21 protein-coding genes are annotated in these 23,545 nt (G+C 59.6%); 6 read left to right on the top strand and 15 right to left on the bottom strand.

Features of this window, described 5'->3' with window-relative positions:
- Positions 1-67: 67 nt before the first annotated feature.
- Positions 68-1,849, bottom strand: coding sequence for an LPS biosynthesis-modulating metalloenzyme YejM (gene yejM, locus SSARUM_RS16105; protein ID WP_033635286.1), 1,782 nt, complete (start codon positions 1,847-1,849; stop codon positions 68-70).
- A gap of 9 nt (positions 1,850-1,858) precedes the next feature.
- Positions 1,859-2,086, bottom strand: coding sequence for a YejL family protein (locus SSARUM_RS16100; RefSeq protein WP_004935782.1), 228 nt, complete (start codon positions 2,084-2,086; stop codon positions 1,859-1,861).
- 210 nt (positions 2,087-2,296) lie between these two features.
- On the opposite strand from SSARUM_RS16100, the gene yejK reads away from it, so the two are divergent.
- Complete coding sequence (gene yejK, locus SSARUM_RS16095) at positions 2,297-3,304, top strand: nucleoid-associated protein YejK (RefSeq protein ID WP_033635284.1); 1,008 nt, start codon at positions 2,297-2,299, stop codon at positions 3,302-3,304.
- An 84-nt stretch (positions 3,305-3,388) separates the two neighbouring features.
- Here yejK and rplY read toward each other — a convergent pair whose 3' ends face one another.
- Both rplY and SSARUM_RS16085 read right to left on the bottom strand, forming a co-directional pair.
- On the bottom strand, positions 3,389-3,673 hold the full coding sequence (rplY, locus tag SSARUM_RS16090) for a 50S ribosomal protein L25 (RefSeq protein ID WP_004935776.1): 285 nt from the start codon (positions 3,671-3,673) through the stop codon (positions 3,389-3,391).
- Between the two features lie 162 nt (positions 3,674-3,835).
- Positions 3,836-5,593 (bottom strand): DEAD/DEAH box helicase, encoded by a 1,758-nt coding sequence (locus SSARUM_RS16085; RefSeq protein WP_033635283.1) that lies wholly within the window; start codon positions 5,591-5,593, stop codon positions 3,836-3,838.
- Between the two features lie 316 nt (positions 5,594-5,909).
- On the opposite strand from SSARUM_RS16085, the gene rsuA reads away from it, so the two are divergent.
- From rsuA to SSARUM_RS16070, 3 genes are all read left to right on the top strand, one after another.
- Complete coding sequence (rsuA, locus tag SSARUM_RS16080; protein WP_033648013.1) at positions 5,910-6,623, top strand: 16S rRNA pseudouridine(516) synthase RsuA; 714 nt, start codon at positions 5,910-5,912, stop codon at positions 6,621-6,623.
- Positions 6,624-6,664: 41 nt separating this feature from the next.
- Positions 6,665-7,861, top strand: a complete 1,197-nt coding sequence (locus tag SSARUM_RS16075) for a Bcr/CflA family multidrug efflux MFS transporter (protein ID WP_025303559.1) — start codon at positions 6,665-6,667, stop codon at positions 7,859-7,861.
- 594 nt (positions 7,862-8,455) lie between these two features.
- Positions 8,456-8,800, top strand: coding sequence for a YejG family protein (locus SSARUM_RS16070; protein ID WP_004935763.1), 345 nt, complete (start codon positions 8,456-8,458; stop codon positions 8,798-8,800).
- Between the two features lie 8 nt (positions 8,801-8,808).
- Here the strand turns inward: SSARUM_RS16070 and yejF are convergent, their stop codons facing one another.
- The 9 genes from yejF to SSARUM_RS16025 form a co-directional block, all read right to left on the bottom strand.
- Positions 8,809-10,419, bottom strand: coding sequence for a microcin C ABC transporter ATP-binding protein YejF (yejF, locus tag SSARUM_RS16065; RefSeq protein ID WP_060430346.1), 1,611 nt, complete (start codon positions 10,417-10,419; stop codon positions 8,809-8,811).
- A gap of 1 nt (position 10,420) precedes the next feature.
- The gene (locus tag SSARUM_RS16060) at positions 10,421-11,446 is read right to left on the bottom strand and encodes an ABC transporter permease (protein ID WP_015378535.1); all 1,026 of its coding nucleotides are present in this window, start codon (positions 11,444-11,446) and stop codon (positions 10,421-10,423) included.
- Entirely contained in the window at positions 11,443-12,534 is a 1,092-nt protein-coding gene (locus SSARUM_RS16055; protein WP_039565059.1) for a microcin C ABC transporter permease YejB, read from the bottom strand. The genes SSARUM_RS16060 and SSARUM_RS16055 overlap by 4 nt, the downstream gene beginning before the upstream one ends.
- 9 nt (positions 12,535-12,543) lie before the next feature.
- Complete coding sequence (locus SSARUM_RS16050; RefSeq protein WP_039565061.1) at positions 12,544-14,352, bottom strand: extracellular solute-binding protein; 1,809 nt, start codon at positions 14,350-14,352, stop codon at positions 12,544-12,546.
- A 93-nt stretch (positions 14,353-14,445) separates the two neighbouring features.
- On the bottom strand, positions 14,446-16,029 hold the full coding sequence (locus SSARUM_RS16045) for a cyclic di-GMP phosphodiesterase (RefSeq protein ID WP_039565063.1): 1,584 nt from the start codon (positions 16,027-16,029) through the stop codon (positions 14,446-14,448).
- Between the two features lie 151 nt (positions 16,030-16,180).
- Positions 16,181-16,429: a hypothetical protein gene (locus SSARUM_RS16040; RefSeq protein WP_125460721.1), complete on the bottom strand. Its 249-nt coding sequence runs from the start codon at positions 16,427-16,429 to the stop codon at positions 16,181-16,183.
- A gap of 12 nt (positions 16,430-16,441) precedes the next feature.
- On the bottom strand, positions 16,442-17,017 hold the full coding sequence (gene mepS / locus SSARUM_RS16035) for a bifunctional murein DD-endopeptidase/murein LD-carboxypeptidase (RefSeq protein ID WP_033635277.1): 576 nt from the start codon (positions 17,015-17,017) through the stop codon (positions 16,442-16,444).
- A gap of 410 nt (positions 17,018-17,427) precedes the next feature.
- The gene (locus tag SSARUM_RS16030) at positions 17,428-18,138 is read right to left on the bottom strand and encodes a phosphatase PAP2 family protein (RefSeq protein ID WP_043147725.1); all 711 of its coding nucleotides are present in this window, start codon (positions 18,136-18,138) and stop codon (positions 17,428-17,430) included.
- Positions 18,139-18,215: 77 nt separating this feature from the next.
- On the bottom strand, positions 18,216-19,190 hold the full coding sequence (locus SSARUM_RS16025) for a CobW family GTP-binding protein (RefSeq protein ID WP_043147724.1): 975 nt from the start codon (positions 19,188-19,190) through the stop codon (positions 18,216-18,218).
- 318 nt (positions 19,191-19,508) lie between these two features.
- Here SSARUM_RS16025 and SSARUM_RS16020 point away from each other — a divergent pair, with 318 nt between their 5' ends.
- Positions 19,509-19,817, top strand: coding sequence for a type 1 fimbrial protein (locus SSARUM_RS16020; protein WP_033635274.1), 309 nt, complete (start codon positions 19,509-19,511; stop codon positions 19,815-19,817).
- A gap of 62 nt (positions 19,818-19,879) precedes the next feature.
- Here the strand turns inward: SSARUM_RS16020 and SSARUM_RS16015 are convergent, their stop codons facing one another.
- Positions 19,880-21,352 carry a mannitol dehydrogenase family protein gene (locus tag SSARUM_RS16015; protein WP_048321817.1) on the bottom strand — a complete coding sequence of 491 codons (1,473 nt, stop codon included), beginning with the start codon at positions 21,350-21,352 and terminating at the stop codon, positions 19,880-19,882.
- Positions 21,353-21,645: 293 nt separating this feature from the next.
- On the opposite strand from SSARUM_RS16015, the gene uxuA reads away from it, so the two are divergent.
- The gene (gene uxuA, locus SSARUM_RS16010) at positions 21,646-22,836 is read left to right on the top strand and encodes a mannonate dehydratase (RefSeq protein ID WP_048321815.1); all 1,191 of its coding nucleotides are present in this window, start codon (positions 21,646-21,648) and stop codon (positions 22,834-22,836) included.
- Positions 22,837-22,878: 42 nt separating this feature from the next.
- On the opposite strand, the gene yeiP is transcribed toward uxuA, so the two are convergent.
- Entirely contained in the window at positions 22,879-23,451 is a 573-nt protein-coding gene (yeiP, locus tag SSARUM_RS16005; RefSeq protein WP_004935725.1) for an elongation factor P-like protein YeiP, read from the bottom strand.
- Positions 23,452-23,545: the final 94 nt, after the last annotated feature.

Raw genomic sequence — 23,545 nt, 5'->3', positions numbered from 1 at the left:
AATCATACTACCGATTCCCGATGTTAATGCAAGCGCCTCGCCACTTGATTGCTTTAGTTTTAAGCAGTTAGTTGGCGATAAAGCGTTTTACATCGGTCAGCACCTGCAACAGCAGAGCAAGCTGCGGTTTCTCGTCTTTTATTTCATCGCCGTTCTGATCGTAGACGCGATAGTTGCCGCTGTTGTCCAGCATCAGCGTCTGCGTCGGCGTGATGATCACCAGCTGATTGCCATCGCCGGTAGCGATCCAGTCGTTGCGGCGCTGGGCGGTGAACAGATCTTCGCCCTGCGAATAGTCTTTCGGCGCGGTCTTCACGTGCAGCAATCGTTGCATCAGGGTGCGCATCACGTCGTTATGGCCGGTCAGCTTGCTGATGGTCTGCGCCGGGGTGCCCGGCCAGTGGATCACCAACGGCACCTGCAGCTGCGCCTGGTTGAAGCCGGTGCCGGCGCCCCATTGGCCTTTGCCGCTGTCGTTGAACTCGACGCCGTGCTCGGCGGTGATCACCACCACGGTTTTATCCAGCAGGCCACGCTGTTTCAGGGTGTCCAGCACCTGGGCTATCTGGGCGTCCACGTCTTGCGCGCCGGTGCGATAGCGCCGAATAAAGTCGGCCGGCGCCGGGGTTTTGTCGCCTTCGACAGCCTCGGCGCCGCTGAAGCTGATATAGGAGAACCACGGCTCTTTGCTACCCTGATCCGCCAGCCAACGCTGCCATTGCTGCGTGGTTTGCGCGTCGCTTTGCGGCGCCGGCGTCGGCAGCGAGAAGTCGGTCAACAGCGCCTGACGGTACAGGCTGGCGTTGAAGCCATCGGAGGAGAACAGCCCCAGCTGGTAGCCCCGATCGCCGAGCGCAGCGATCAGCGCCGACGGCTTGCGGCCGGCGAGCACGCTGTCCAGATAGGTCGGGGAAATGCCGTAGAACAGGCCGAACAGCCCGGTATCGGCATGGTTGCCCGAACTGTAATGATCGCTGAAACGCACGTTTTCCTGGGCGAAGCGCGTCAGCGCCGGCATATCCTGCGCCACGTCTTTGGCGCGAATGCCGTCCACCACGATCATCAGCAGGTTATAGCCGCTGCCTTTATCGCCGTAGCTGAGATCGCTGAGCGGATACTCTACCGCCACCGCTTCCGGGTTGCCCTGTTGCATCAGGCGGCGCTCATACTCTTGCTGGTCGAGCAGGCCGTGTTTTTCGAGGAACTTGCGCGCGGTCATCGGGTACGAGAGCGGCAGGTTGGCTCGCTGCATGGTGATCGGGCGATAGAAGTTGGCGTCGGCCCAGATGTAAATCAGGTGCGACGCGAAAAAGGCGCTGATAAACAGCGCCGCCAGCGGTTTGCCGAAGCGGCGGCGGTTCAGGCTGCGCAGCTTCTGCCAGCTCCAGGTGGCGAACAGCATCTCCACCAGGAAGATCGCCGGCACGCAGATGAACATCAGTTGCCAGTCGCGCGAAAGCTCGCTTTGGTCCGGGTTGACCACCAGATCCCACACCACCGGATTGAGGTGCAGGTGGAAATGGGAGAACACTTCGCTGTCGACCAGCAACAGCGTGAGCCCGATGGTGGCCAGCGCGGCGGAAATAAATCGCAGCAGCCGCTGCGACATCACCACGAAGGTGAGCGGGAAGATCACCAGCAAATAGCCGGCGAACACGATAAAGCTGAAATGCCCCAGCAGGCTGACAAAGGCATAAACCCGGCCCAGCAGGGATGCGGGCCAGTCGGTGACAAACAGGTAACGGCTGCCCAGCCCAAGGGCGAGCAAAATGTTGAATAAGGCGAACCAGTGCCCCCAGCTGATCATCTGGGAGACTTTTTCACGATAACGCTGACGGTTTGTCACCATAAGTCAATATTAATGTGCTTTATCTTCACGGACAGAAGCCTGCAGGGCTTCCGCGAACGATCTCGCCAGGGTTTTCCGCTGCGCGGGGGCAACGCTGGTGTTGATCAAATTAGTGACCATATTGCCCAGCACCATCAGGGAAAGATCGGTGGGGGTATGGTGTTTTTCCAGAACATTGACCAGCTCTGAGAGCAGTTGTTCAACGTGTTCGTCACTGTAACGGGATGATTGTGGCATAAAATTGCGCTTAGTAATCTGCAAAGTGCCCTATCTTACCGTATAGGGCAGTGATTTTCCGCTCTTTTATCATTTCCTGTCATTCGGGAAATTGTTCGCCCGCGCCGGGGCTGCCCCTTGCAGCGCCTTTCCGGTTTGCCGCGGTTTTTAGTATTGCAGGGCGGGGCCTTCAGTGTTTGAATACGCGCCTAAAGAACAGGAGGATTTACCATGAGTCTGGATATCGACCAGATCGCTCTGCACCAGTTGGTGAAACGCGACGAGCAAACGCTGGACGTGGTGCTGCGCGATTCCTTGCTTCCCACCAACGCGGCGGTGGAAGAAATGATGACGGAACTGCATCGCGTCTATAGCGCCAAGAGCAAGGCCTTGGGCCTGTTCAACGAAGGCAGCGAGCTGGCGGAAGCGCTGCGCACCTGCCGCAAGGACGATAAGGACTTTCTGGCCTTCAGCCGCGCGGCGACTGGCCGCCTGCGCGACGAACTGGCGAAGTATCCGTTCGCCGAAGGCGGCGTGGTGCTGTTTGGCCAATACCGTTATCTGGCGGTGGAGTATCTGCTGATCGCGGTGCTGAACAGCCGTAACAGCATGCGCGTTAACGAAGAGCTGGATATCAACACCACGCACTATCTGGACATCAACAACGCCGATATCGTCGCGCGCATCGATCTGACCGAATGGGAAACCAACCCGGAATCGACCCGCTACCTGACCTTCCTGCGTGGGCGCGTGGGCCGCAAGGTCGCCGACTTCTTCATGGATTTCCTGGCGGCATCCGAAGGGTTGGACGCCAAGGCGCAAAATCGTGGGCTGCTGCAGGCGGTGGACGACTACTGCGCCGATGCGCAGCTGGACAAGAACGAGCGCCAGTCAGTGCGCCAGCAGGTGTACAGCTACTGCAACGAACAGCTGCAGGCGGGCGAAGAGATTGAGCTGCAGGCGCTGTCGCAGGAGCTGTCGCCGGTCGGCGAGAAAGACTTCATGCAGTTCTCAAGCGAGCAAGGGTATGAGCTGGAAGAAAGCTTCCCGGCGGATCGCGGCACGCTGCGCCAACTAACCAAATTCGCCGGCAGCGGCGGCGGCATCAGCCTGAACTTCGACGCCATGCTGCTGGGCGAGCGCATTTTCTGGGATGCGGCCACCGACACCCTGACCATCAGAGGCACGCCGCCGAATCTGCGCGATCAGCTGCAGCGCCGGACCGGCAGCGGCAAGTAAGCGCGCCGAATCGCAGACAATAAAAAACGCCGCAATTGCGGCGTTCTTTATTTCGGCGTCCCGAAAGGTTCGAAAACGTAGCGATTAAACGCGAACGAAGTCGATGTGAGCCAGTTTTGGCTTGAACGGGTGACGCTGTACAGCCTGAACCTTAACTTTGGTTTCTTTACCGTCGATAACCAGAGTTACTGCTTCGCTGTAGAATTCTGGTTTAGCTTCCATGTTCTTGACAGAATCATGGTCCAATTCGATGGAAACTGCAGCTTCTTTGCCACCGTAAACGATAGCTGGGAATTTGTTTGCTGCACGCAGGCGGCGGCTCGCACCTTTACCCTGGTCTTTACGTACTTCTGCATTGATAGTGAACATTGTTTTTTCTCTTAAAAGAAAATTTACCCTGCTACAGGCGACCCAAGTAGCAAGTTCGGAATTCCGCTTTAACGCTGGGCAGGCCCAGGTAAAGCGCGCGGCATTTTAACGGAAAGCCGCCTGCAGGGCAACGAAAACCTGCCCAGATTGAGGGCCGTTCGCTCAGGCCAACTGATTGGCGCGGCGGAAACGGCCTTGATAATCGAACACTTTCTCGCGCACCTGCCAAAACTGCCCGCGTTTGCGCGCCACCACGAAATCCGGATGGCGCAGCGCCTGCTGTTGCGCCAGCACGTCGGCGGCGGTGTGCCAGGCGAACGGCACGCCCGGCGCGCGCTGGTGCGGGCGCAGGAACAGCATTTCGAACGCTTTGCGCTGCGCCGGCGTCTGCAGGCGGAAACGCTCGCTGGTGCTGGTGCCGTCCTCGTCGTAATAGGTGGCCTTCAGCCATTCGCCCTTGTCGTCGCGGCCGCTTTGCAATTCCATGCCGCCGCAGCGCAGCACCAGCGCGTCTTTCAGCTTCAGCGCCGCCTTCAGCATGTCATCGGGATCGACCAGCACCTCCTGGCACTGATGGCAGCGGCGCGCGGCGATGTCGTTCTCCGCGCCGCAGTGCGGGCAGCTCTTGAACCGGAAGCGGTAATCGCACTGTTCGCGGTGGCCGTCGTCGTCTTCCAGCCAGCCCTGACAGCGGCGGCCGTAGTGCTCGATGATGTCGCCATTCTCGGTGCACTTGCCCCAGAACAGGTTGGCGAAGCCGCAGGCCGGGCAGAACACCTGCACCGGCTGGCTGTCGCCGTGCGGCTTGCTGACGCCGACCTCCGGCGTGAACAGATCGTGCGGGTTGCCGGCGTAGTCGAGGATCAGGCAATCCTCCTTGCCGGGCGCCAGCCGCAGCCCGCGGCCGACGATCTGCTGATACAGGCTGACGGACTCGGTCGGGCGCAGAATAGCGATCAGATCGACGTGCGGCGCGTCGAAGCCGGTGGTCAATACCGCTACGTTGACCAGATAGCGCAGCTGCTGCTGTTTGAACGCCTCGATCAGCGCATCGCGCTCGGCGGGCGGCGTTTCGGCGCTGACCAGCGCGGCCTCGCCGTTCGGCAGCAGGCCGTGGATCTCGCGGGCGTGCTCGACGGTGGCGGCGAAGATCATCACCCCTTTACGATCTTGGGCGTACTCTACAATCTGGCTGATGATATGCGGCGTGACGCGGTTTTGCCGCTTCAGCTCACGGTTCAGATCCGCTTCGCTGAACAGGCCGTTGCTTCTGGCCTCCAGCCGGCTGAAATCGTACTGCACGATCGGCATGTCCAGCCGCTCAGGCGGCACCAGGAAGCCGTTCTTAATCATGTAGCGCAGCGGCAGCTCGTAGATGCAGTCGCGAAACAGGCTGGCGCCGTCGCCGCGGGTGAAGCCGTGGTAGTGATACTGGTAAATCCAGCCCTTGCCCAGGCGATAGGGCGTGGCGGTCAGCCCCAGCAGCCGCAGCTGCGGGTTGGTTTTCTGCAAATGCTGGATGATTTGCTGGTACTGGCTGTCGTCGTCGTCGCTGATGCGGTGGCATTCATCGACGATCAGCAGCGAGAAGGCGCCGTCGAACAGAGGCAGGTTGCGCGCCACCGACTGCACGCTGCCGAACACCACCTTGCCGGCGCTCTCTTTTTGTTGCAGGCCGGCGGCGAAGATGTCCGCTTCCAGGCCGTAGGCGCAGTATTTGGCGTGGTTTTGCGCCACCAGTTCCTTGACGTGCGCCAGCACCAGCACCCGCCCGCGGGCGCGCTTCGCCAGTTCGGCGATCACCAGGCTTTTGCCGGCGCCGGTCGGCAGCACGATCAGCGCCGGTTCGGGGTGCCGCCGGAAATGATTGATGGTGGCTTCGACCGCTTCCAGTTGGTAGGGGCGTAGGGTAAAGGCCATAATGAACGCCGTAGGTTGGAATGGGCCGCCGGGAAGCGGTTTTGTCACCTCTGTTCCCACAGAAAGCGTGACATTTTACGCCCGGGCGGCCGAAAAATTTCCATTATTATGCCTTCTGCGCGCGCGCGGTGCGAGAAGCGTGAAAATTACCCCTGTCGGGCAACGCGTTGTGCCGCTATACTCGTGTGACAGCAATCGCTGTTCCCCCACGCGATTTCCCCCCTGAACCTGCCATTTGCACCCGGTGCAACGGCGGGCGTCATATTTTGGCAATACGATCAATGCGATCATAACAACGACAGGCAAAGCAGATCCCATGCGATTGGACAAGTTTTTATCTCAGCAGTTAGGCATCAGCCGTGCGCTGGTCGCGCGCGAACTTCGGGCTAAACGCGTCACCGTTGACGGTGAGGTGGTGAAGAGCGGGGCGATCAAACTGACCCCGGAGCAAGAAGTGGCGTTCGACGGCAATCCGCTGCAGCAGCAGAACGGCCCGCGCTATTTCATGCTCAACAAACCGCAGGGCTACGTCTGCTCCACCGACGATCCCGATCATCCGACGGTGCTGTATTTCCTCGATGAGCCGGTCGCGTACAAGCTGCACGCCGCCGGGCGGTTGGATATCGACACCACCGGGCTGGTGCTGATGACCGACGACGGCCAGTGGTCGCACCGCGTCACGTCGCCGCGCCACCACTGCGAGAAAACCTATTTGGTCACGCTGGAGCACCCGTTGGCGGAAGACACCGCGCAGCGTTTCGCCGAAGGGGTGCAACTGCACAACGAGAAAGATCTGACGCGGCCGGCGACGTTGGAGCAGGTCGACGAGCGCGTGGTGCGCCTGACCATCAGCGAAGGGCGCTACCACCAGGTGAAGCGGATGTTCGCCGCCGTCGGCAACCGGGTGATCGAGTTGCACCGTGAGCGCATCGGCGCCATCGTGCTGGATGACGATCTGGCGCCGGGCGAATACCGCCCACTGACCGAAGAAGAGATCGCCAGCGTGGGCGCGCCGCACCTGCAGGACTGATAACCGATCATTGATTGCGGCCGATTAAGGAGTCGTGGAACGTGCAACAGAACCGAACCTCTCATCTCGGTTTGATTTTCATTCTGGGCCTGTTGTCCATGTTGATGCCGTTGGCGATCGACATGTACCTGCCCAGTATGCCGGTGATCGCCGCCCAGTTTGGCGTCGAGTCCGGCAGCGTGCAGATGACGCTCAGCGCCTATATGCTCGGCTTTGCCTTCGGGCAGCTGTTCTATGGGCCGATGTCGGACAGCATCGGCCGCAAGCCGGTGATCCTGTGGGGAACGCTGATCTTTGCCATCGCCGGCTGCGCCTGCGCCATGGCGCAGTCTATCGATCAGCTGATCGGGCTGCGTTTCCTGCACGGTCTGGCCGCCGCCGCCGCCAGCGTGGTGATTAACGCCCTGATGCGCGACATGTTCACCAAGGATGAGTTCTCGCGCATGATGTCGTTCGTCATTCTAGTGATGACCATCGCGCCGCTGCTGGCGCCAATGATCGGCGGTGCGCTGCTGCTGTGGTTCAGCTGGCACGCCATCTTCTGGACCATGGGTGCCGCGGCGCTGATCGGTTCACTGCTGGTGGCCTTGTTCATCAAGGAGACGCTGCCGAAAGAGCGGCGTCAGCGGTTCCACCTGCGCACCACGCTGGGCAACTTCGGTTCGCTGTTCCGCCACAAGCGGGTGCTGAGCTACATGTTGGCCAGCGCCTTCTCGTTTGCGGGCATGTTCTCGTTCCTCAGCGCCGGGCCGTTCGTCTACATCGAACTGAACCACGTTTCGCCGCAGCACTTCGGCTACTATTTTGCGCTGAACATCGTCTTCCTGTTCCTGACGACGCTGATCAACAGCCGCAACGTGCGGCGGTTCGGCGCGGTCAAGATGTTCAAGCTGGGGCTGCTGGTGCAGCTGGCGATGGGGCTGTGGCTGCTGGCGGTAAGCGCCGTCGGCCTGGGCTTCTGGGCGCTGGTGATCGGCGTAGCGGTCTACCTGGGGTGCATCGCGATGATTTCCTCCAACGCCATGGCGGTGATCCTGGATGATTTTCCGCATATGGCGGGCACCGCGTCTTCCCTGGCCGGCACGTTGCGCTTCAGCATCGGCGCGCTGGTGGGGGCGGTGCTGTCGATGGCGCCGGGCAAAAGCGCCTGGCCAATGGTCACCTCGATGGCGCTGTGCAGCATCGTGGCGGTGCTGTTCTACGTTTACGCCAGCCGGCCGCGCGATCGCGCAGCCTGACGTTCTCCCGACTCGGGGCGTTTCGCCCCGCAGCGTCATGGGGTTGCGCCCTGCCATTTCAGGGTGCAACCGGCAATGAATAATTTGTTGCTAAATATATGCCTGCTAATTAATCGGTCATTTTCCCATCTGTGTGCTTTTTGTTAAAAAACTCCGCCATCGTGCCGCCCGATATTCCCCGGGAGGCGCGGCGTTCTGTCGGCTGCGCCGCGCGAGTGGTTTGTATTAGGATTGATGTAAATCAAGGCATTAGCAGGAGAGGCTGCGCTAACGTGGCGGGTGAAATGTTTCTTCAATGTAAAAATATGGCGACGGAAAAGTAGTCGCATTGCAAGAAAAAAGAGTTGAGATCGCTGCGGGAAAGGGTTACATATAACGCAAAAATGCGAGCTGAGTCGCAAAATGCCGTGAAATAACACCGCACGGCGCGCCAAAAAATGGCGCGGCATCGGCAAGCACGGGGTCAGGTTAATGGTTTGCGGCAAAATTTACATTTAAATAACATTTGTGCGCGGCAGAGTCGGGAGTCAACGGCTATAACTTAGTAACCCTGTCAGGTAAAAGTGTTTCACCTTTTCAAACTAGGGATTTCATGTGGAGAGTATCCAACTTTCGGTAGTGCATCGCTTGCCGCAAAGTTATCGTTGGCTATCCGGTTTCACCGGCGTGAAGGTCGAACCGATTCCGTTTAACGGAATAGACGAAGATAACAACCTGATTGGGCTGAAGTTGCTCAGCCATGAAGGGGCCGAGGCCTGGCAGGTAATGCAACAGCTCAATCTGTCGCTGCAGGAGATTCAGGTCGACTGCGCGATTGTCGAATGGGAAGGAGAGCCTTGCCTGTTCGTGCAGCGCAGCGACGAGAGCGCCACCATGTGCCGCCTGAAAAACGTCGGCGCCGCGATCGCCGAACCGCTCAGCGCGCAGTACCCCTTCTGAATTCGCCGCTAATCCGCTAACTGCAGCAGTTGACGGGTATAGTCGGCGGCGGGCGCCGCGAAAATCGCCCGACAGTCTCCCTGTTCAACCACTTCTCCCTGTCGCAGCACGATGACCTGGTGGCATAGCGAACGCACCACCTGCAGGTCATGGCTGATGAACAGATAAGCCAGCCGGTGGCGTTGCTGCAGCGATTTCAGCAGCGCCAGGATCTGCGCCTGCACCGATTTATCCAGCGAAGAGGTCGGCTCGTCGAGGATCAGCAGCTGCGGCTGCAGGATCAGCGCGCGCGCGATGGCGATACGCTGGCGCTGCCCGCCGGAAAACTCGGTGGGATAGCGGTGGCGCAGCTGCGGATCCAGGCCGACCTCCTGCAACACCTCGATCACGCGCTGTTCCCGCTGCTCGGCGCTAAGCCGCTGGTGCACTTCCAGCCCCTCGGCGATGATCTGCTGCACGTTCAGGCGCGGGTTCAGGGCGGAATAGGGATCCTGGAAGACGATTTGCATCCGGCTGCGGTAGGGCAGCATCTGCTTCATTGTGAGCGGATGCAGCGGTTCGCCGTCGAACCAGATGGCGCCCTGCGAGGCCAACAGGCGCAGCAGCGCCAGCCCGGTGGTGCTTTTGCCCGAGCCGGATTCCCCCACCAGCCCCACGCTTTCCCCGGCCCGCAGCTCGAAACTCAATGATTTCAATGCATAGTGATAATCCACCGTGCGGCGCAGCAGGCCGCGGCGAATGGGGAAGCGCACCTGCAGGTTCTCCACCTTGAGCAGCGGCCGCTCGTCGCCGGGGCGCCCGTTGGCCGCGGCAGGCAACGGCAGCGGTTCACCGACGTCTTCGGCGGCCAGCAGCTGCTGCGTGTAAGAATGCTGCGGCCGGCTGAACAGCCGCGCGCGGGCGTTTTGCTCCACGCAGCGCCCCTGGCGCATCACCGCCACGTTGTCCGCCAGGCGGCGCACGATATTCAGGTTATGGGTGATGAACAGCAGCCCCATGTCCATCTCTCGTTTCAATTCTTGCAGCAGCGTCAGGATCTGCGCCTGGATAGTGACGTCGAGCGCGGTGGTGGGTTCGTCGGCGATCAGCAGTTTCGGTCGGGTCAACACCGCCATGGCGATCATCACCCGCTGGCGTTCGCCGCCGGACAGCTGATGCGGATAGTCCTGCAGCCGGCTTTTGGCCTGGCGGATGCCGACGCGCTCCAGGCACTCGACGATCTCCGCGCGCGCGGCATCGCGCCGCAGGCCGCGGTGCAGCATCAGCACTTCCGCCAGCTGTTTCTCGATGGTGTGCAGCGGGTTAAGCGACACCATCGGTTCCTGAAAGATCATCGCGATCTGATTGCCGCGCACCTTGCGCAGCGCCGCTTCCGGCGCATGCAGCAACGAATCGCCGTTGAACAGAATGTCGCCGGCAGGGTAAACCACCGGCGGCGCGGGCAGCAGGCGCAGTATCGACAGGGCGGTGACGCTTTTGCCGGAGCCGGATTCCCCCACCAGCGCCAGCGTTTCCGCCGGCGCGATTTGCAGCGAGAGTTCGTTGACCACCGGCGTGACGGTGTCGCCCTGGCGGAAGGCGATGCTGAGATCCTGAATAGCGAGCAAAGGAGTGGCCATATCAATGCGCCTTGCTGGGGTCAAAGGCGTCGCGCACCGCTTCGCCGATAAAGATTAATAACGACAGCAGCACCGCCAAGACCAGGAAGGCGGTGATGCCGAGCCACGGCGCCTGCAGATTGTTTTTGCCTTGCAGCAGCAACTCACCGAGCGACGGCGAACCGATCGGCAGACCGAAACCGAGGAAATCGAGCGACGTCAGGGTGGTGATCGAGCCGCACAGGATAAACGGCAGGAAGGTCAGCGTCGCCACCATGGCGTTGGGCAGCATATGGCGGGACATGATAACGCGATCCGGCACGCCCATGGCGCGCGCGGCGCGGATGTAGTCAAAATTGCGGGTGCGCAGGAATTCGGCGCGCACCACACCCACCAGGCTCATCCAGCCGAACAGGATGGTGATGCCGAGCAGCCACCAGAAATTGGGCTGGACGATGCTCGACAGCAGAATGATCAGAAACAGCGTCGGCATGCCCGACCACACTTCGATAAAGCGTTGCCCCCACAGATCGAAACGCCCGCCGTAATACCCTTGCGTCGCGCCGACGCACACGCCGATCAGGCTGGAAAACAGCGTCAGCGCCAGGCCGAACAGCATCGAGATGCGAAAACCGTACAGCACCCGGGCCAGCACGTCGCCGCCGTTGCTGTCGGTGCCCAGCAGGTTGTGACGCGAAGGCGGCGAGGGGAAGGGCACTTCGGTGGCGAAGTTGATGGTGTCGTAACTGAAGCGGATCGGCGCCCATACCGCCCAGCCGTGCCGTTCGATCTGCCGCTGCACGAACGGATCCTGATAGTCGGCTTCGGTATTCAGTTCGCCGCCGAAGGCGGTTTCGCTGTAGCTAATCATAAACGGCAGGTACAGCCGGCCTTCATAACGCACCAACAGCGGTTTGTCATTGGCGATCAGATCGGCGGCCAGGCTCAGGGTGAACAGCACCAAAAAGATCCACAGCGACCAGTAGCCGCGGCGGTTGCGGCGAAAGCGCGCCCAGCGCGCCTGGTTGATCGGGCTAAGGCGGCTCATTGGCGGGCCTCGAAGTCAATGCGCGGATCGACCAGGGTGTAGGTGATATCGCTGAGGATATTCAACAGCAGGCCGATCAGGGTGAAGATATACAGCGTGCCGAACATCACCGGGTAGTCGCGCTGCAGCGTGGCGTCGTAGCCCAGCAGCCCCAGGCCGTTGAGCGAGAACATCACCTCAATCAGCAGCGAGCCGGTGAAGAACATGCTGATAAAGGTGGCCGGAAAACCGGCGATCACCAGCAGCATGGCGTTGCGGAATACGTGGCGGTACAGGATCTTTTTCTCATCCAGCCCCTTGGCGCGGGCGGTGGTGACGTACTGCTTGCGGATCTCGTCGAGGAACGAGTTTTTGGTCAGCATGGTCAGGGTGGCGAAGCCGCCGATCACCGTCGCCAACACCGGCAACGTGATGTGCCACAGGTAGTCGGCGATCTTCGCTGGCCACGAGAGGGTGTCGAAGTTGCTGGAGACCAGGCCGCGCAGCGGGAACCAGTCCAGGTAGCTGCCGCCGGCGAACAGCACAATCATCAGGATGGCGAACAGGAAAGCCGGAATGGCGTAGCCGATGATGATCAGCGTGCTGCTCCAGGTATCGAACGCGCTGCCGTTGTGGACGGCCTTGCGGATGCCGAGCGGGATCGACACCAGGTAGATGATCAGCGTGCTCCAAAGGCCCAGCGTGATGGAGACCGGCAGGCTCTGGCCGATCAGCTGCATCACCGAAGCGCCGCGAAACAGGCTGTTGCCGAAGTCGAAGCGCATATAGTTCCACAGCATGGTGAAGTAGCGCTCGTGCAGCGGTTTATCGAAGCCGTAACGTTGGGTGATCTCGGCGATCACCTCCGGATCCAGACCGCGCGAACCGCGGTATTGGCTGTCGCCAGCCGCGATGCCTGCCCGGGCATGGCCCAGGCCTTCGCTGACGCCGCCGCTGCCAAAACCGCTGCCATGCCCCAGCTCAATGGCGGCGATGGCCTGATCGACCGGGCCGCCGGGGGCAATTTGCACGATAAAAAAGTTGATGGTGATGATCGCCCACAGCGTGGGGATCACCAGTAACAGTCTGCGTATCAGATAGGCCGCCATTCCGACTCCTTATTGCCGTTGAGCCGGTAAACGCGCCGCCTTGTTGACGTCGTACCACCAGTTATCGAAGCCGATCGCATAGGCCGGGCGGATCGACGGCGTGGAGAACTTGTCCCAATAGGCGTAGCGATCGTGGTTGGAGTACCACATCGGCAGCATGTAGTTGTTCCAGGTCAGCACCCGATCCAGCGCGCGGCCGAGCGGCAACAGGGCCTTTTCGTCGCCCTGATGGGCGGCGATTTGCCTCACCAGGCTGTCGACCGCCGGATCTTTAACGCCGGCCGTGTTGTAGCTGGAATCGATGTACTGCGAATCCCACAGGATTTGCAGATCGGCGCTGGGGAACGGCATCGCCATATATACGGTCGACATCATGTCGAAATCGCGTTCACGCATGCGACGGGTGTACTGCGAGGCGTCAATTTCGCGAATTTGCATCTCGATGCCCAGCCGCTGCAGGTTGTGGCGGAAGGGTAATACGTACTGGAAGTTGCTGCCGCTCAGCAGCATCAGTTCGAAGGTGAACGGCTGGCCGGTTTTGGCGTTGACCAGCTTTTGATTTTTGACCACCCAACCGGCTTCTTTCAGCAATTGGGTCGCCTTCAGCAGGTTTTGCCGATCGTTGCCGCTGCCGTCGGAGGAGGGCGGCTGGTAGATGCTGGTAAACACCTCCGGCGGTATCTGGCCTTTGAGCGGCGCCAGCAAGGCCAGTTCGGCGGCGTCCGGGTAGCCGCGGGCGGCGTAGGCGGTGTTTTGGAAATAGCTGTCGGCGCGCTGATAGGCGTTGTAATACAGCGCCTTGTTCATCCAGTTGAAGTCGAAAGCCAGGCCGATCGCTTCCCGTACCCGACGATCGGCGAACAGCGGTTTTTGCAGGTTGAACGCCAGCCAGCGGGTATTCTGCGCCGCCTGGTTGGTCTCGTCCTGCTTGATGATGTAGTTGCGCGCGAAGTTGCCGCCCTGATACTGGGTGGCCCAGCTTTTGGGTGACGGCTCGATGCGGAAATCGTAAGCGCCGGCCTTGAAGGCTTCCAGCGATACTTTATCGTCCAGGTAATAATCGTAGCGAATGCTGTCGAAGTTGTAGCGGCCGCGGTTCACCGGCAGGTTGGCGGCCCAGTAGTCGCGCACTCGCTGGTAGGTGATGTACTGGCCGAGGCGGTAATCGGCGATTTTATACGGGCCGCTGGCGAGCGGCGGGGTGCTGAGCGGTTCGTTGAGCTTATGGTTTTTCCAGAAACTTTCCGGCAATACGCGCAGGCTGAGCAGGCTGAGGATTTGCTCACGGTTGGCTTTAGGTAGCTCGATGCGCACCGTCAGCCGGGAAATGGCCTTGACCGTGACGCCTTTGTAATAGGAGCGAAACTGCGGTACGCCTTCGGTCATGAATTTATTGAAGGTGAAGGCCACATCGGCGGCGGTGATCGGGCTGCCGTCCTGGAAGCGGGCGCGGGCGTTGATATCCAACTCCATCCAGCGCATGTCGGCCGGGAAACGGGCCGATTCGGCAATCAGCGGATAATAGCTGCCGGGTTCGTCGTCGGAGTTGGTGAACAGCGTATCGTACAGCTCCATCGTACGTTCGCCGGGCACGCCGCGGGTAGCGAAGCGGTTGAAGTTGTCGTAGGTGCCGATGGCCGCCAGCCGCACGTCGCCGCCTTTGGGTGCCGCCGGGTTGACGTAGTCGAAATGGCTGAAGTCGGTGGCGTATTTCGGTTCACCGAGAAGGGCGAAAGCGTAGCTTTCGTTGAGGGCTTCGGCCCGCAGACCGAAACTCAGTGCCGAGAGCACCAGAGCAGCGAAAATGCGCACGGACATCAGACGGTAAGCTCCTGCTGTGGAATAAAGTACAACCTGCGCCCAGCATAACATTCTTCGGGCGGGCGCAGGGTAAAGATGCTTAAAGACTAACTATTTATTTGCCTGATAATCAAAGACCTGATGAGCATTGCAGTAAGCGACGAAATTGTCGATGCTCAGCGGCTTGCTGAAGTAGTAGCCCTGCATGAAGTTGACGCCGTGTTCTTGCAGGAACTGCATCTGCTCGGCGGTTTCCACGCCCTCGGCCACCGTCAGCATTTTCAGCTTTTTCGCCAACGAGATCACCGCATCCAGCACCGGCGCGGTGACCGTGTCCTGGCCGATGGTGTTGACGAAGCCACGATCGATCTTCAGGTAATCCATGGTGAAGCGCTCAAGATAGATCAACGCGCTGTGCCCGGTGCCAAAATCGTCCACCGCGATCTCGATGCCCTGTTTGTGCAGCCAGTCAAACTCCGCCAGCGCACTCTCTTCTTCCACCATGCCGCGCTCGGTGATTTCAAACACCAGCGTAAAGTAATCGCCCGGCAGCTGCGTCAACAGTTCATACACGTCCTGGTGGAACGACGGCGCGCTCAGGTGGGCGGGGGAGATGTTGAGCCCGACCTTGCCTCCCCGCGGCAGCGCTTTGGCGAGCTGCGGCGCATCTTCGGCGATCAGCCTGAACAGGTGGCGGGTGAGCGGCACGATCAGCCCGTTGCTTTCGGCGTAGGGGATAAAGACGTCGGGCGGGATGCGGCCTTCGATCGGATGCTGCCAGCGGATCAGCGCTTCCAGCCCGCCGATGCTGTTGCTGTCGGTATGGAACACCGGCTGGTATTCGATAAAGAACTCGTTGCGCTTGATGCCGCGCAGCAGCGCGCGTTCCGGGCTTTGCCGCAGCAGCAGCATGTAATAGCAGAGTACGCCGATCATCAATGACAGCACCAGGCTGCCCAGCAGCGTCAGGCGAATGTCGTTGGGGGTCAGTTTCTCGTTGTAGAACAGGATGGTCAGCGGCAGATTGGGCAGCGTCAGTTTATCCGCCTTGCCCTTCGGCAACTGATCGACCGGCATCAGGTTCGGGCTGAAGGTGGTCAGCGCGCGGTTGCCCATCACGATGGCGATGCCCGGCGCCTGTTCGTCGTGCGAGGTGAACAGCAGATAGGGCATCAGATCGATGTCCAGCGTAGCGAGGATGCCGGTGGCCTTTTCGTCGGGATGCCGCAGCCAAACTGCAACCGCCGGTTTGTTCGGCACGATCGGCGTGCCCTGCTGCAGCTTGAGATCCAGGGGCAGATTCCAGTCGATATCCTGGTAGAGATTTTTCATCGGCAACATCATGTCGCCGGTGGCGGAAGAGCAATAGGCGTAGCCGTCTTTCACCAACAGGAAGGTGCGCACGCCGCTGGTAAAGGCCGCCTGGTAGGTAATGTCCGACTGGCTTGAGAGGCAAGGCTTGGCCAGCAGCGGCATCATTTGCTGCATCACCGTCTTCAGGTGCGAGATATAACCCAGCGTGAACTTTTGCGTGCGCGCTTCGACCTTATGTTGATATTGCGTGCGCTGGTGGTTAATCAAAGAAAGCGTGACCGCGGTGAAGAGCGTAAAAAATACCAGGGCGGCGACGCCGCTTTTAGCCAGGCTGCGCTGTCGGTGAGACACGCTGCGGGCAAAAGCTCTTTTCAAGCCCATAACCGAGTCCTCTGCAACAGGGCGTCAGGGGTGTCGCGCAGCCATTTAATGGATTGTGCCAACGGCTTTTTTTTCATTTTTGCCTTTTTATCCCGTACCAACCGGCGGCGTTGTTTAAATATGTGGCGTCGCCGACAGAAATATAATGTGCCTATTTTAAGCGGAAACGTTTTAAATAACGCCGGGGCGCCGTTGCCGTCATCTGACGATAATAGGCGAGTTTTTCCTCGATGGCGCGATTTCCTGCCAACAGTTTATCAAAATAATGGCGTGCGGCAGCGTTAAGCGGAGAAAGATGGCGATAAGGCAGGGAGCAATCTTGATGATATCTGTTAGACAACCAAAAAAAACGCCGCCCGTAGGCGGCGCTTATCGCTCGTTTGGTATTCAGGATCTTCAAGGCATTGCGCCGTTAACCGTTGGTCAACACCCGGCGCGCTTCTCGATAACGTTTATTCCAATAGTTATCGGTCAGCTTGGAAATCATGACCCCACTGCTGGTGGAGGCGTGAACGAACTGATCGTTGCCTAAATAGATGCCGACATGGCGCCCGGTGGAACCTGCGCGGAACAGCACCAAATCGCCGACGCGCAGCTTGGTGCGCTGGATTTTCTTGCCGAGATCTTCCTGTTCATAGGTAGAACGCGGTAAATCCATGCCGAACTGTTCGCGGAAGGTGCGTTGAACAAACGCCGAGCAATCGATGCCGCGCTTGCTGTCACCGCCTAAACGGTAGCGAACGCCTTTCCAGTCCGCGTACTGATCCATAATCTTTGACTTGACGTCAACGTTGCGGACCATCGCTTCGAATTCATCCTGAGAGGCTTGCAGTAAAAGACCGTCTTTGTCATTAACTGCACGCATCTCAGTTTGTGCGTTATTCAAGTTCGAAGTGTGAGTCGAGCTGCATGCGGAGAGCATAACCGCAGCGGCAATTGCAGGGACTACCCGCAAAAAATATCTCAGAAACGGTTGAGATTTGACCATTGTTGTTGTTTTCCCTTGAAGTCCTTAACGACGAAAGTCGCTACCTGAAAAATGCCAAACGAAACGAGCCTAGTCCGCACCTGTTGCATCGACAACCAGTTACCGTTGAAAACGTGCGAGAACGCACATTTTTATCGGATTCCATACTAATTCGACTTAAACCAGGCACAAACGCATCTGAGATTACCGGAACAAATAGGGGATTGCGAGCCTTTTTCCCGTCTTTTTTATATGAATTTGTGATGTAACATAATGTAAATCTTCATATAAAAAACGCCAATTGTCCGATGTATGAATCTGGCGTGAAATCAGGTTGCAAAAGCGTTAACGGGCGGTGACGATATTTTGCGCTCAGCGAAGGGATTAAGGCCGGAAGGCGAGCGCCTCCCGGCATGAGTCATAGACGCAAGTTATGGTTGGCCGGGGCGATGCTTGCCGGGCAACAGGCGATTCAACCGATCGACGATCCAGTCGCTGCAAGGCGTCATCAGCACCCAGCTGGCGCCAACCAGCACCACTGACAGCGAGCCGACGGCAATATCGGTAAACCAGTGGGCGCCAATCATCACGCGTGGCAATGAGAAGAGCAGCGTAATCAGCAGGGCGACGGCGAAGGCGCGGCGGCCGAAATAGCGCAGCATAAAGCAGGAAAAAATAATCAGCATCATGCCGTGGTCGCCGGGGAAGCTGTCGCTGGAAGCGTCCTTGGTGGGGATGCCGGTCAGCTCGCTGACGCGATAGATATTGTCGAAGGTCAGGGTGGGGCTCGGATGCTTCACCGGCAGCAGGTGGCCAAGCTGGTTCAGCACCACGGCGGTCAGCAGCATCACCACGCCGGTGATCACCAGGCGGCGGCGGCCGGCGGCGTCCTGCTTCAGGTAGAAGTACAAATACAGCAGGCCCATGGCGAGCAGCGAAATCACGTCAAACGCGCGGTTGTTGGTGATGGCGACCAGGTGCAAAAACGCCGGGTCGGTGGCCAGATGGCGGTTAAAGAAGAAAAAGATCGCCGAGTCCAGGGTAAACCAGCCGCCGTGATTGGCCGGCAGGAACCAGGACAGGAACAGCGCAACGCCCAGTAAGTTGAAGAGGATAATGAGGGGTAAATTGCGGCGTGTCATGACATAACCTGTTGGCAAAATGAAAACGAAATAAAACCCGGCCGCCCTGCGGCAACCGGGGGGCAACGGTACGGGGTCTAACTTAAACGAATCTTAAACAAGGCGGATTGCAGGGCGTTCCAATCGGCATTTTCGCTGTGGATAAGCTCAATTCGGCTGTCGAGCGGCGCGACCGGGCGGGTTTCGATGTTGAGATCCTGTCCCTGACGATTGATCAGCAATGTGCCTTCGGGGATGCGCACCGCGCCTTTGGCGCGTTCTACCGGCGCGAGTCGCACCCATTCCATAAAGCCGACGGTGTCGAATTGGGTGTCGCCGTCAAAAATCCAGCCGCAGCTGGTGAAGCCTTGCCCCTCGTTCAACGCTCGCCGCCAGCGGGCGTGCTCCGGCAGCCGCAGCGCCGCCAGCCCCTGCGTTTTCGCCTGACCATGATGATGCTGCGCGTCCGGCAATTCTGTACGATTCGTGCGCGGAAGTGACAACAGCGCGACATCCGCTTCGCCTTGAGCGATGGCATAACAGGGCCGCCGCAGCGGATCTTGCGCCCTCCAGGCCTCCAGCGCCCCCCTGTCTTCCGGCTGATAGGTATCGCTTTTGCTGGCCAAAATAACGTCGGCCGCGGCCAGCTGATCGCGGAAGTTTTCGTTGTCGCGGTAGCGGGGCTGGCTGAGCTGGCGGGCATCCAGCAGGCACAGGGTGGCCTGCAGATCAATCCAGCCGGCATAGCTCTCCTGGGTCAGCAGCGACAGAATTTGTTTCGGATGCCCGAGCCCGGTCGGCTCGATCAGCAGCCGATCCGGTTTGGCCTGCTGTAACAGCATATTCAAGCCCACCTGCATCGGCAGGCCGTTGACGCAGCACATGCAGCCACCGGGGATCTCTTTGAGCACCGCGCCGCTGTCTGCCAGCAGCGCGCCGTCGATGCCGATCTCGCCGAATTCATTGACCAATACCGCCCAGCGCTCATGTTCGGGCTTATGAGCCAGCAAATGGCGGATAGTGGTGGTTTTACCGCTGCCGAGGAAACCGGTAATCAAATTGGTTTTGGTCATTAATAATTCCTGGAGCAAAAATTAACCTGCTTAATAAATGAGTTACGCAGCCTTATCGGTGAAACCGCCGCGATTTAATTTGTGCTCTATCTCGCAAATTTTGCACGTCACCATGCGCTTTTCAACCGACAAAATCCACCGTTCATAACAAGAAAGTTCTTAGATAAAACCCTGTATTAGATGCGGTTAACTTTTGTTAGTAGCTTGTTTTTACATTGTTAATGACGCGATTAACGATCAAATCTCGTCCCTTTCCTTGCGATTATTCCTAACAAGATCCTCTATGGTTAAATTGGCTTAACTAAAAATGAGGTTGCCATGAATACCTTTCGGTTATTTTTGATCGTAGGAATGTTGTTTTCATGGACGGCAGTGAGTCATGCAGGAGTGGCCGGCGGGGTAATTCGCTTCGTCGGTTCTATCGTTGAAAGTCCTTGCACGGTCAATATTGCAGATTCTAAGGCGAATACGCAATGTTACCGCAACGGCCAGCGTTATCAGGCCCAGCAAGCGTTGTCAGGTTTTGATACTACACGCAAAGAACTTCCGCTAAATCTAGGCACAACCGAAATGAAGTGGGTAGACCAACAGAAGAAACTCGCTGTTATGACGGTCGTTTATCGTTAAGTCGTTCCGCCATGCCGGCGTAACGTTACGCCGGCATGGTTATTCTCGGCCCTGCAGGCTTCTCACCGCAGCACCCACTCCTTCACCGTTTCACGCGCACCGCGATCGCGCAGTGACAAATAGGCTTGCGTCACCGCGTCGGCAAACGCCGCATGCGTTGCCAGCGATTCGCCGAACACCGATTTCAGCGCCAGCAGCGCCGTTACGCGCCGCCGATCGTCCGGCGTAGCGGCAATAGTCTGTTGCAGCGCGTCTGCCAGCGGATCGCGAATGTCGATCGGCTGACCGGCGTCATCGACGCCGCCGACGTAACGCATCCAGCCCGCCACGCCCAGCGCCAGCCCGCTATAGTCGCCGCCGTGCCGCAGATGCCAGCGCACCGCGTCCAGCAGGCGCTGCGGCAGCTTCTGCGAACCGTCCATGGCGATCTGCCAGGTGAGGTGTTGCAGCGCCGGGTTGCTGAAGCGCGCGATAAGCTGTGCGGCGTAGTCGGTCAGACTGATGCCGGTAACGCTCAGGGTGGGCGCCTGTTCGTCCAGCATCAACCGCAGGGCGGCGCGACGGTAGTGTTCATCCGCCATGCACTCGTTGATATAGCGGTAGCCACCCAGGTAGCCGAGGTAAGCCAGGAACGAGTGGCTGCCGTTCAGCATGCGCAGTTTCATGTGCTCAAACGGCAGCACATCGCTGACCAGCTGGGCGCCGGCCAGCTCCCACGCCGGGCGTCCGGCGGCGAAGTTGTCTTCCACCACCCATTGAATAAAGGGCTCGCAGGCGATGGCGCAGTCGTCGCGCACGCCGCCCAGCGCGGCGGCAATCTCATCCAGCGTGGCCGGCGTGGCGGCCGGCACGATGCGATCCACCATGGTGCAGGGGAAGGTGGCGGCGGTGGCGATCCAATCGGCGAGCGACGGATCCCGCGCCTGCGCCAGATCGAGCACCGCCCGGCGCAGCACGTGGCCGTTCTCCGGAATATTGTCGCAGGAGAGCAGGGAGAAGGCGGGCAGGCCGCGTTCGCGCCGCAGCCGCAGCGCCTCCACCAAAATGCCGGGCACGGTCTGCGGCTGATGCGGCCACGCCAGATCGGCGACGATCCCCGGATGCTGCCGATCCAATCGCCCGCTGCCGGGCTCGATGCAGTAGCCTTTTTCGGTGATGGTCATCGAGACGATCGCCACCTGCGGCTCGGCCAGTTTCTCCAGCACCGCGGCGATGCCCTCCAGCTTGCGGTGCAGGCTCTCATGCACCGCGCCGATCACGATGGCCTGATGGCCGTCCGCGCCTTTCTCCAGCACGCTGTACAGATGATCCTGTTGCCGCAGCGCCTCAAACAGCGGCACGCCGCCGGACAGGCTGATCTCGCAGATGCCCCAGTCGCCGCCGTGGGCGTTCAGCACCCGATCGGTCAGCAGCGCCTGATGCGCGCGGTGGAACGCGCCGAAGCCAAGGTGCACGATGCGGCTGCGCAGAGCCCGGCGGTCATAGCCCGGCTGCCGGACGGCGCCCGGCAATGGGGTGTTGGCGATCGTTTTCATCTCATCTCCAAAGCATGTAAGACAGCTGGCGGGCCAGTTGCGCCAAGTTAGCAGACCAGTTTTCTGCCACATCGGCAGGGTGGCGCCGGCGATAAAAAACTGCGACCAGTGTAAGGATGTCGGCCAGCTAAAGGAATTGGTCAGTCCAAAATAAGCCAGAATCGTGAAGTGGATCAACCAATGACGGGTTCGGTTTTGACAGCGCAGGGCGAAAGAGTAAGTTAAAGGTAGCTGACATCTAAATTAAACTGGTATAACAGCATCGCGGTGCGAGACAGGCATAAGGACAAAACATGGAACAAACATGGCGTTGGTATGGCCCGAACGATCCGGTCTCTTTGGACGACGTGCGTCAGGCCGGGGCGACCGGGGTGGTGACGGCGCTGCATCATATCGCGAACGGCGACGTCTGGCCGATCGATGAGATCCGCGCGCGACAGGCGCTGTTGGCGGAAAAGGGGCTGATGTGGTCGGTGGTGGAGAGCGTGCCGGTGCATGAGGAGATCAAAACCCACAGCGGCGACTGGCGGCGGTACATCGCCAATTATCAACAGTCGCTGCGCAACCTGGCGGCCTGCGGCATCGACACCGTCTGCTACAACTTCATGCCGATCCTCGACTGGACGCGCACCGATCTGGCCTATCCGCTGCCGGACGGTTCCAAAGCGCTGCGCTTCGATCAGATCGCCTTCGCCGCGTTCGAGCTGCATATCCTGCAGCGCGCCGGCGCCGAGGCCGATTATACGCCGCAAGAGCGCAGTCAGGCGGCGGCCTATTTCGCCGCCATGAGCGAGGAGGAAAAAAACCGGCTGACCGGCAACATCATCGCCGGGCTGCCGGGGGCGGAAGAGGGCTACACGCTGGAACAGTTCCGCCGCCGGTTGGCGGAGTACGATGGCATCGACAAGGCGCGGCTGCGCGAGAACATGGCGGTCTTTCTGCGCGCCATCGTGCCGGTGGCGGAAGAGGTCGGCATCCGGCTGGCGGTGCACCCCGACGATCCGCCGCGGCCGATCCTCGGCCTGCCGCGCATCGTCTCCACGATTGAAGACATGCAGTGGCTGAAGCAGACCGTCGACAGCATCTATAACGGCTTCACCCTATGCACCGGTTCCTACGGCGTGCGCGCCGACAACGATCTGGTGCGGATGATTGAAACCTTTGGCGATCGCATTCACTTTACCCACCTGCGCGCCACCTGCCGCGAGGAGAACCCGAAAAGCTTCCACGAAGGGGCGCACCTGCAGGGCGATGTGGACATGGTGGCGGTGATCGAAGCGATCCTGACCGAAGAGTTGCGTCGGCAGCGGGCGGGCGATCGGCGGCCGATCCCGATGCGCCCCGATCATGGGCATCAGATGCTGGACGACTTGAAAAAGAAAACCAATCCGGGCTATTCGGCCATCGGGCGGTTGAAAGGGCTGGCGGAGCTGCGCGGCGTCGAGCTGGCGCTCAAGCGGCGTTTTTTCCCGGAGTTGCCGTAGCGGAAAATGAAACGGGGCCGCGTTCCGGCCCCGCTGGCGCGACTAGTCGGCGCGGCTCATGTAGCGGCGTTCGGCGATATGAATGCGAATTTTGTCGCCGGCGCTGAGGTATTCCGGCACGTGGATCACCAGGCCGGTCGCCATGGTGGCCGGTTTGTTGCGGGCGCTGGCGGAAGCGCCTTTGATGCCCGGCGCGGTCTCGACGATTTCCATATCCACGGTCTGCGGCAGCTCCAGCGCCAGCACCTGGCCGTCCAGCGTCAGCACCTGCATGCCCGGCAGGCCGCCTTCCGGAATGAACAGCAGCTCGTCTTCGATCTGGTCTTTCTTGAAGATGTACGGGGTGTAGTCTTCGTCATCCATGAACACGTATTCTTCGCCGTCGATATAGGAGAAGTTCACCTTGCGGCGCGACAGGGAAATGGTGTCCAGGATATCGTCGCCCTTGAAGCGTTCTTCCACTTTCAGGCCGGTGCGCACGTCGGAGAAGCGCATTTTGTACAGGGTGCTGGCGCCGCGGGCGCTCGGGCTCTGCACGTCGATATCTTTTACCAGCAGCAGCTTGCCGTTGTAGCTGATCGCCATGCCGCGCTTAATTTCGTTAGCTCTTGCCATTTCAATTCATCCGCAATGAAGAGTATTAGAGAAGTTGCGACAAGGTACTCGCGCCGCCGATTTCAGGCAATAGCCCGGCGTAAAAACAGTGCGG

Origin of the sequence: Serratia sarumanii, from assembly GCF_029962605.1 — a bacterium.
GTDB lineage: Bacteria > Pseudomonadota > Gammaproteobacteria > Enterobacterales > Enterobacteriaceae > Serratia > Serratia sarumanii.
This window is presented reverse-complemented; position numbering and strand designations above follow the sequence as displayed.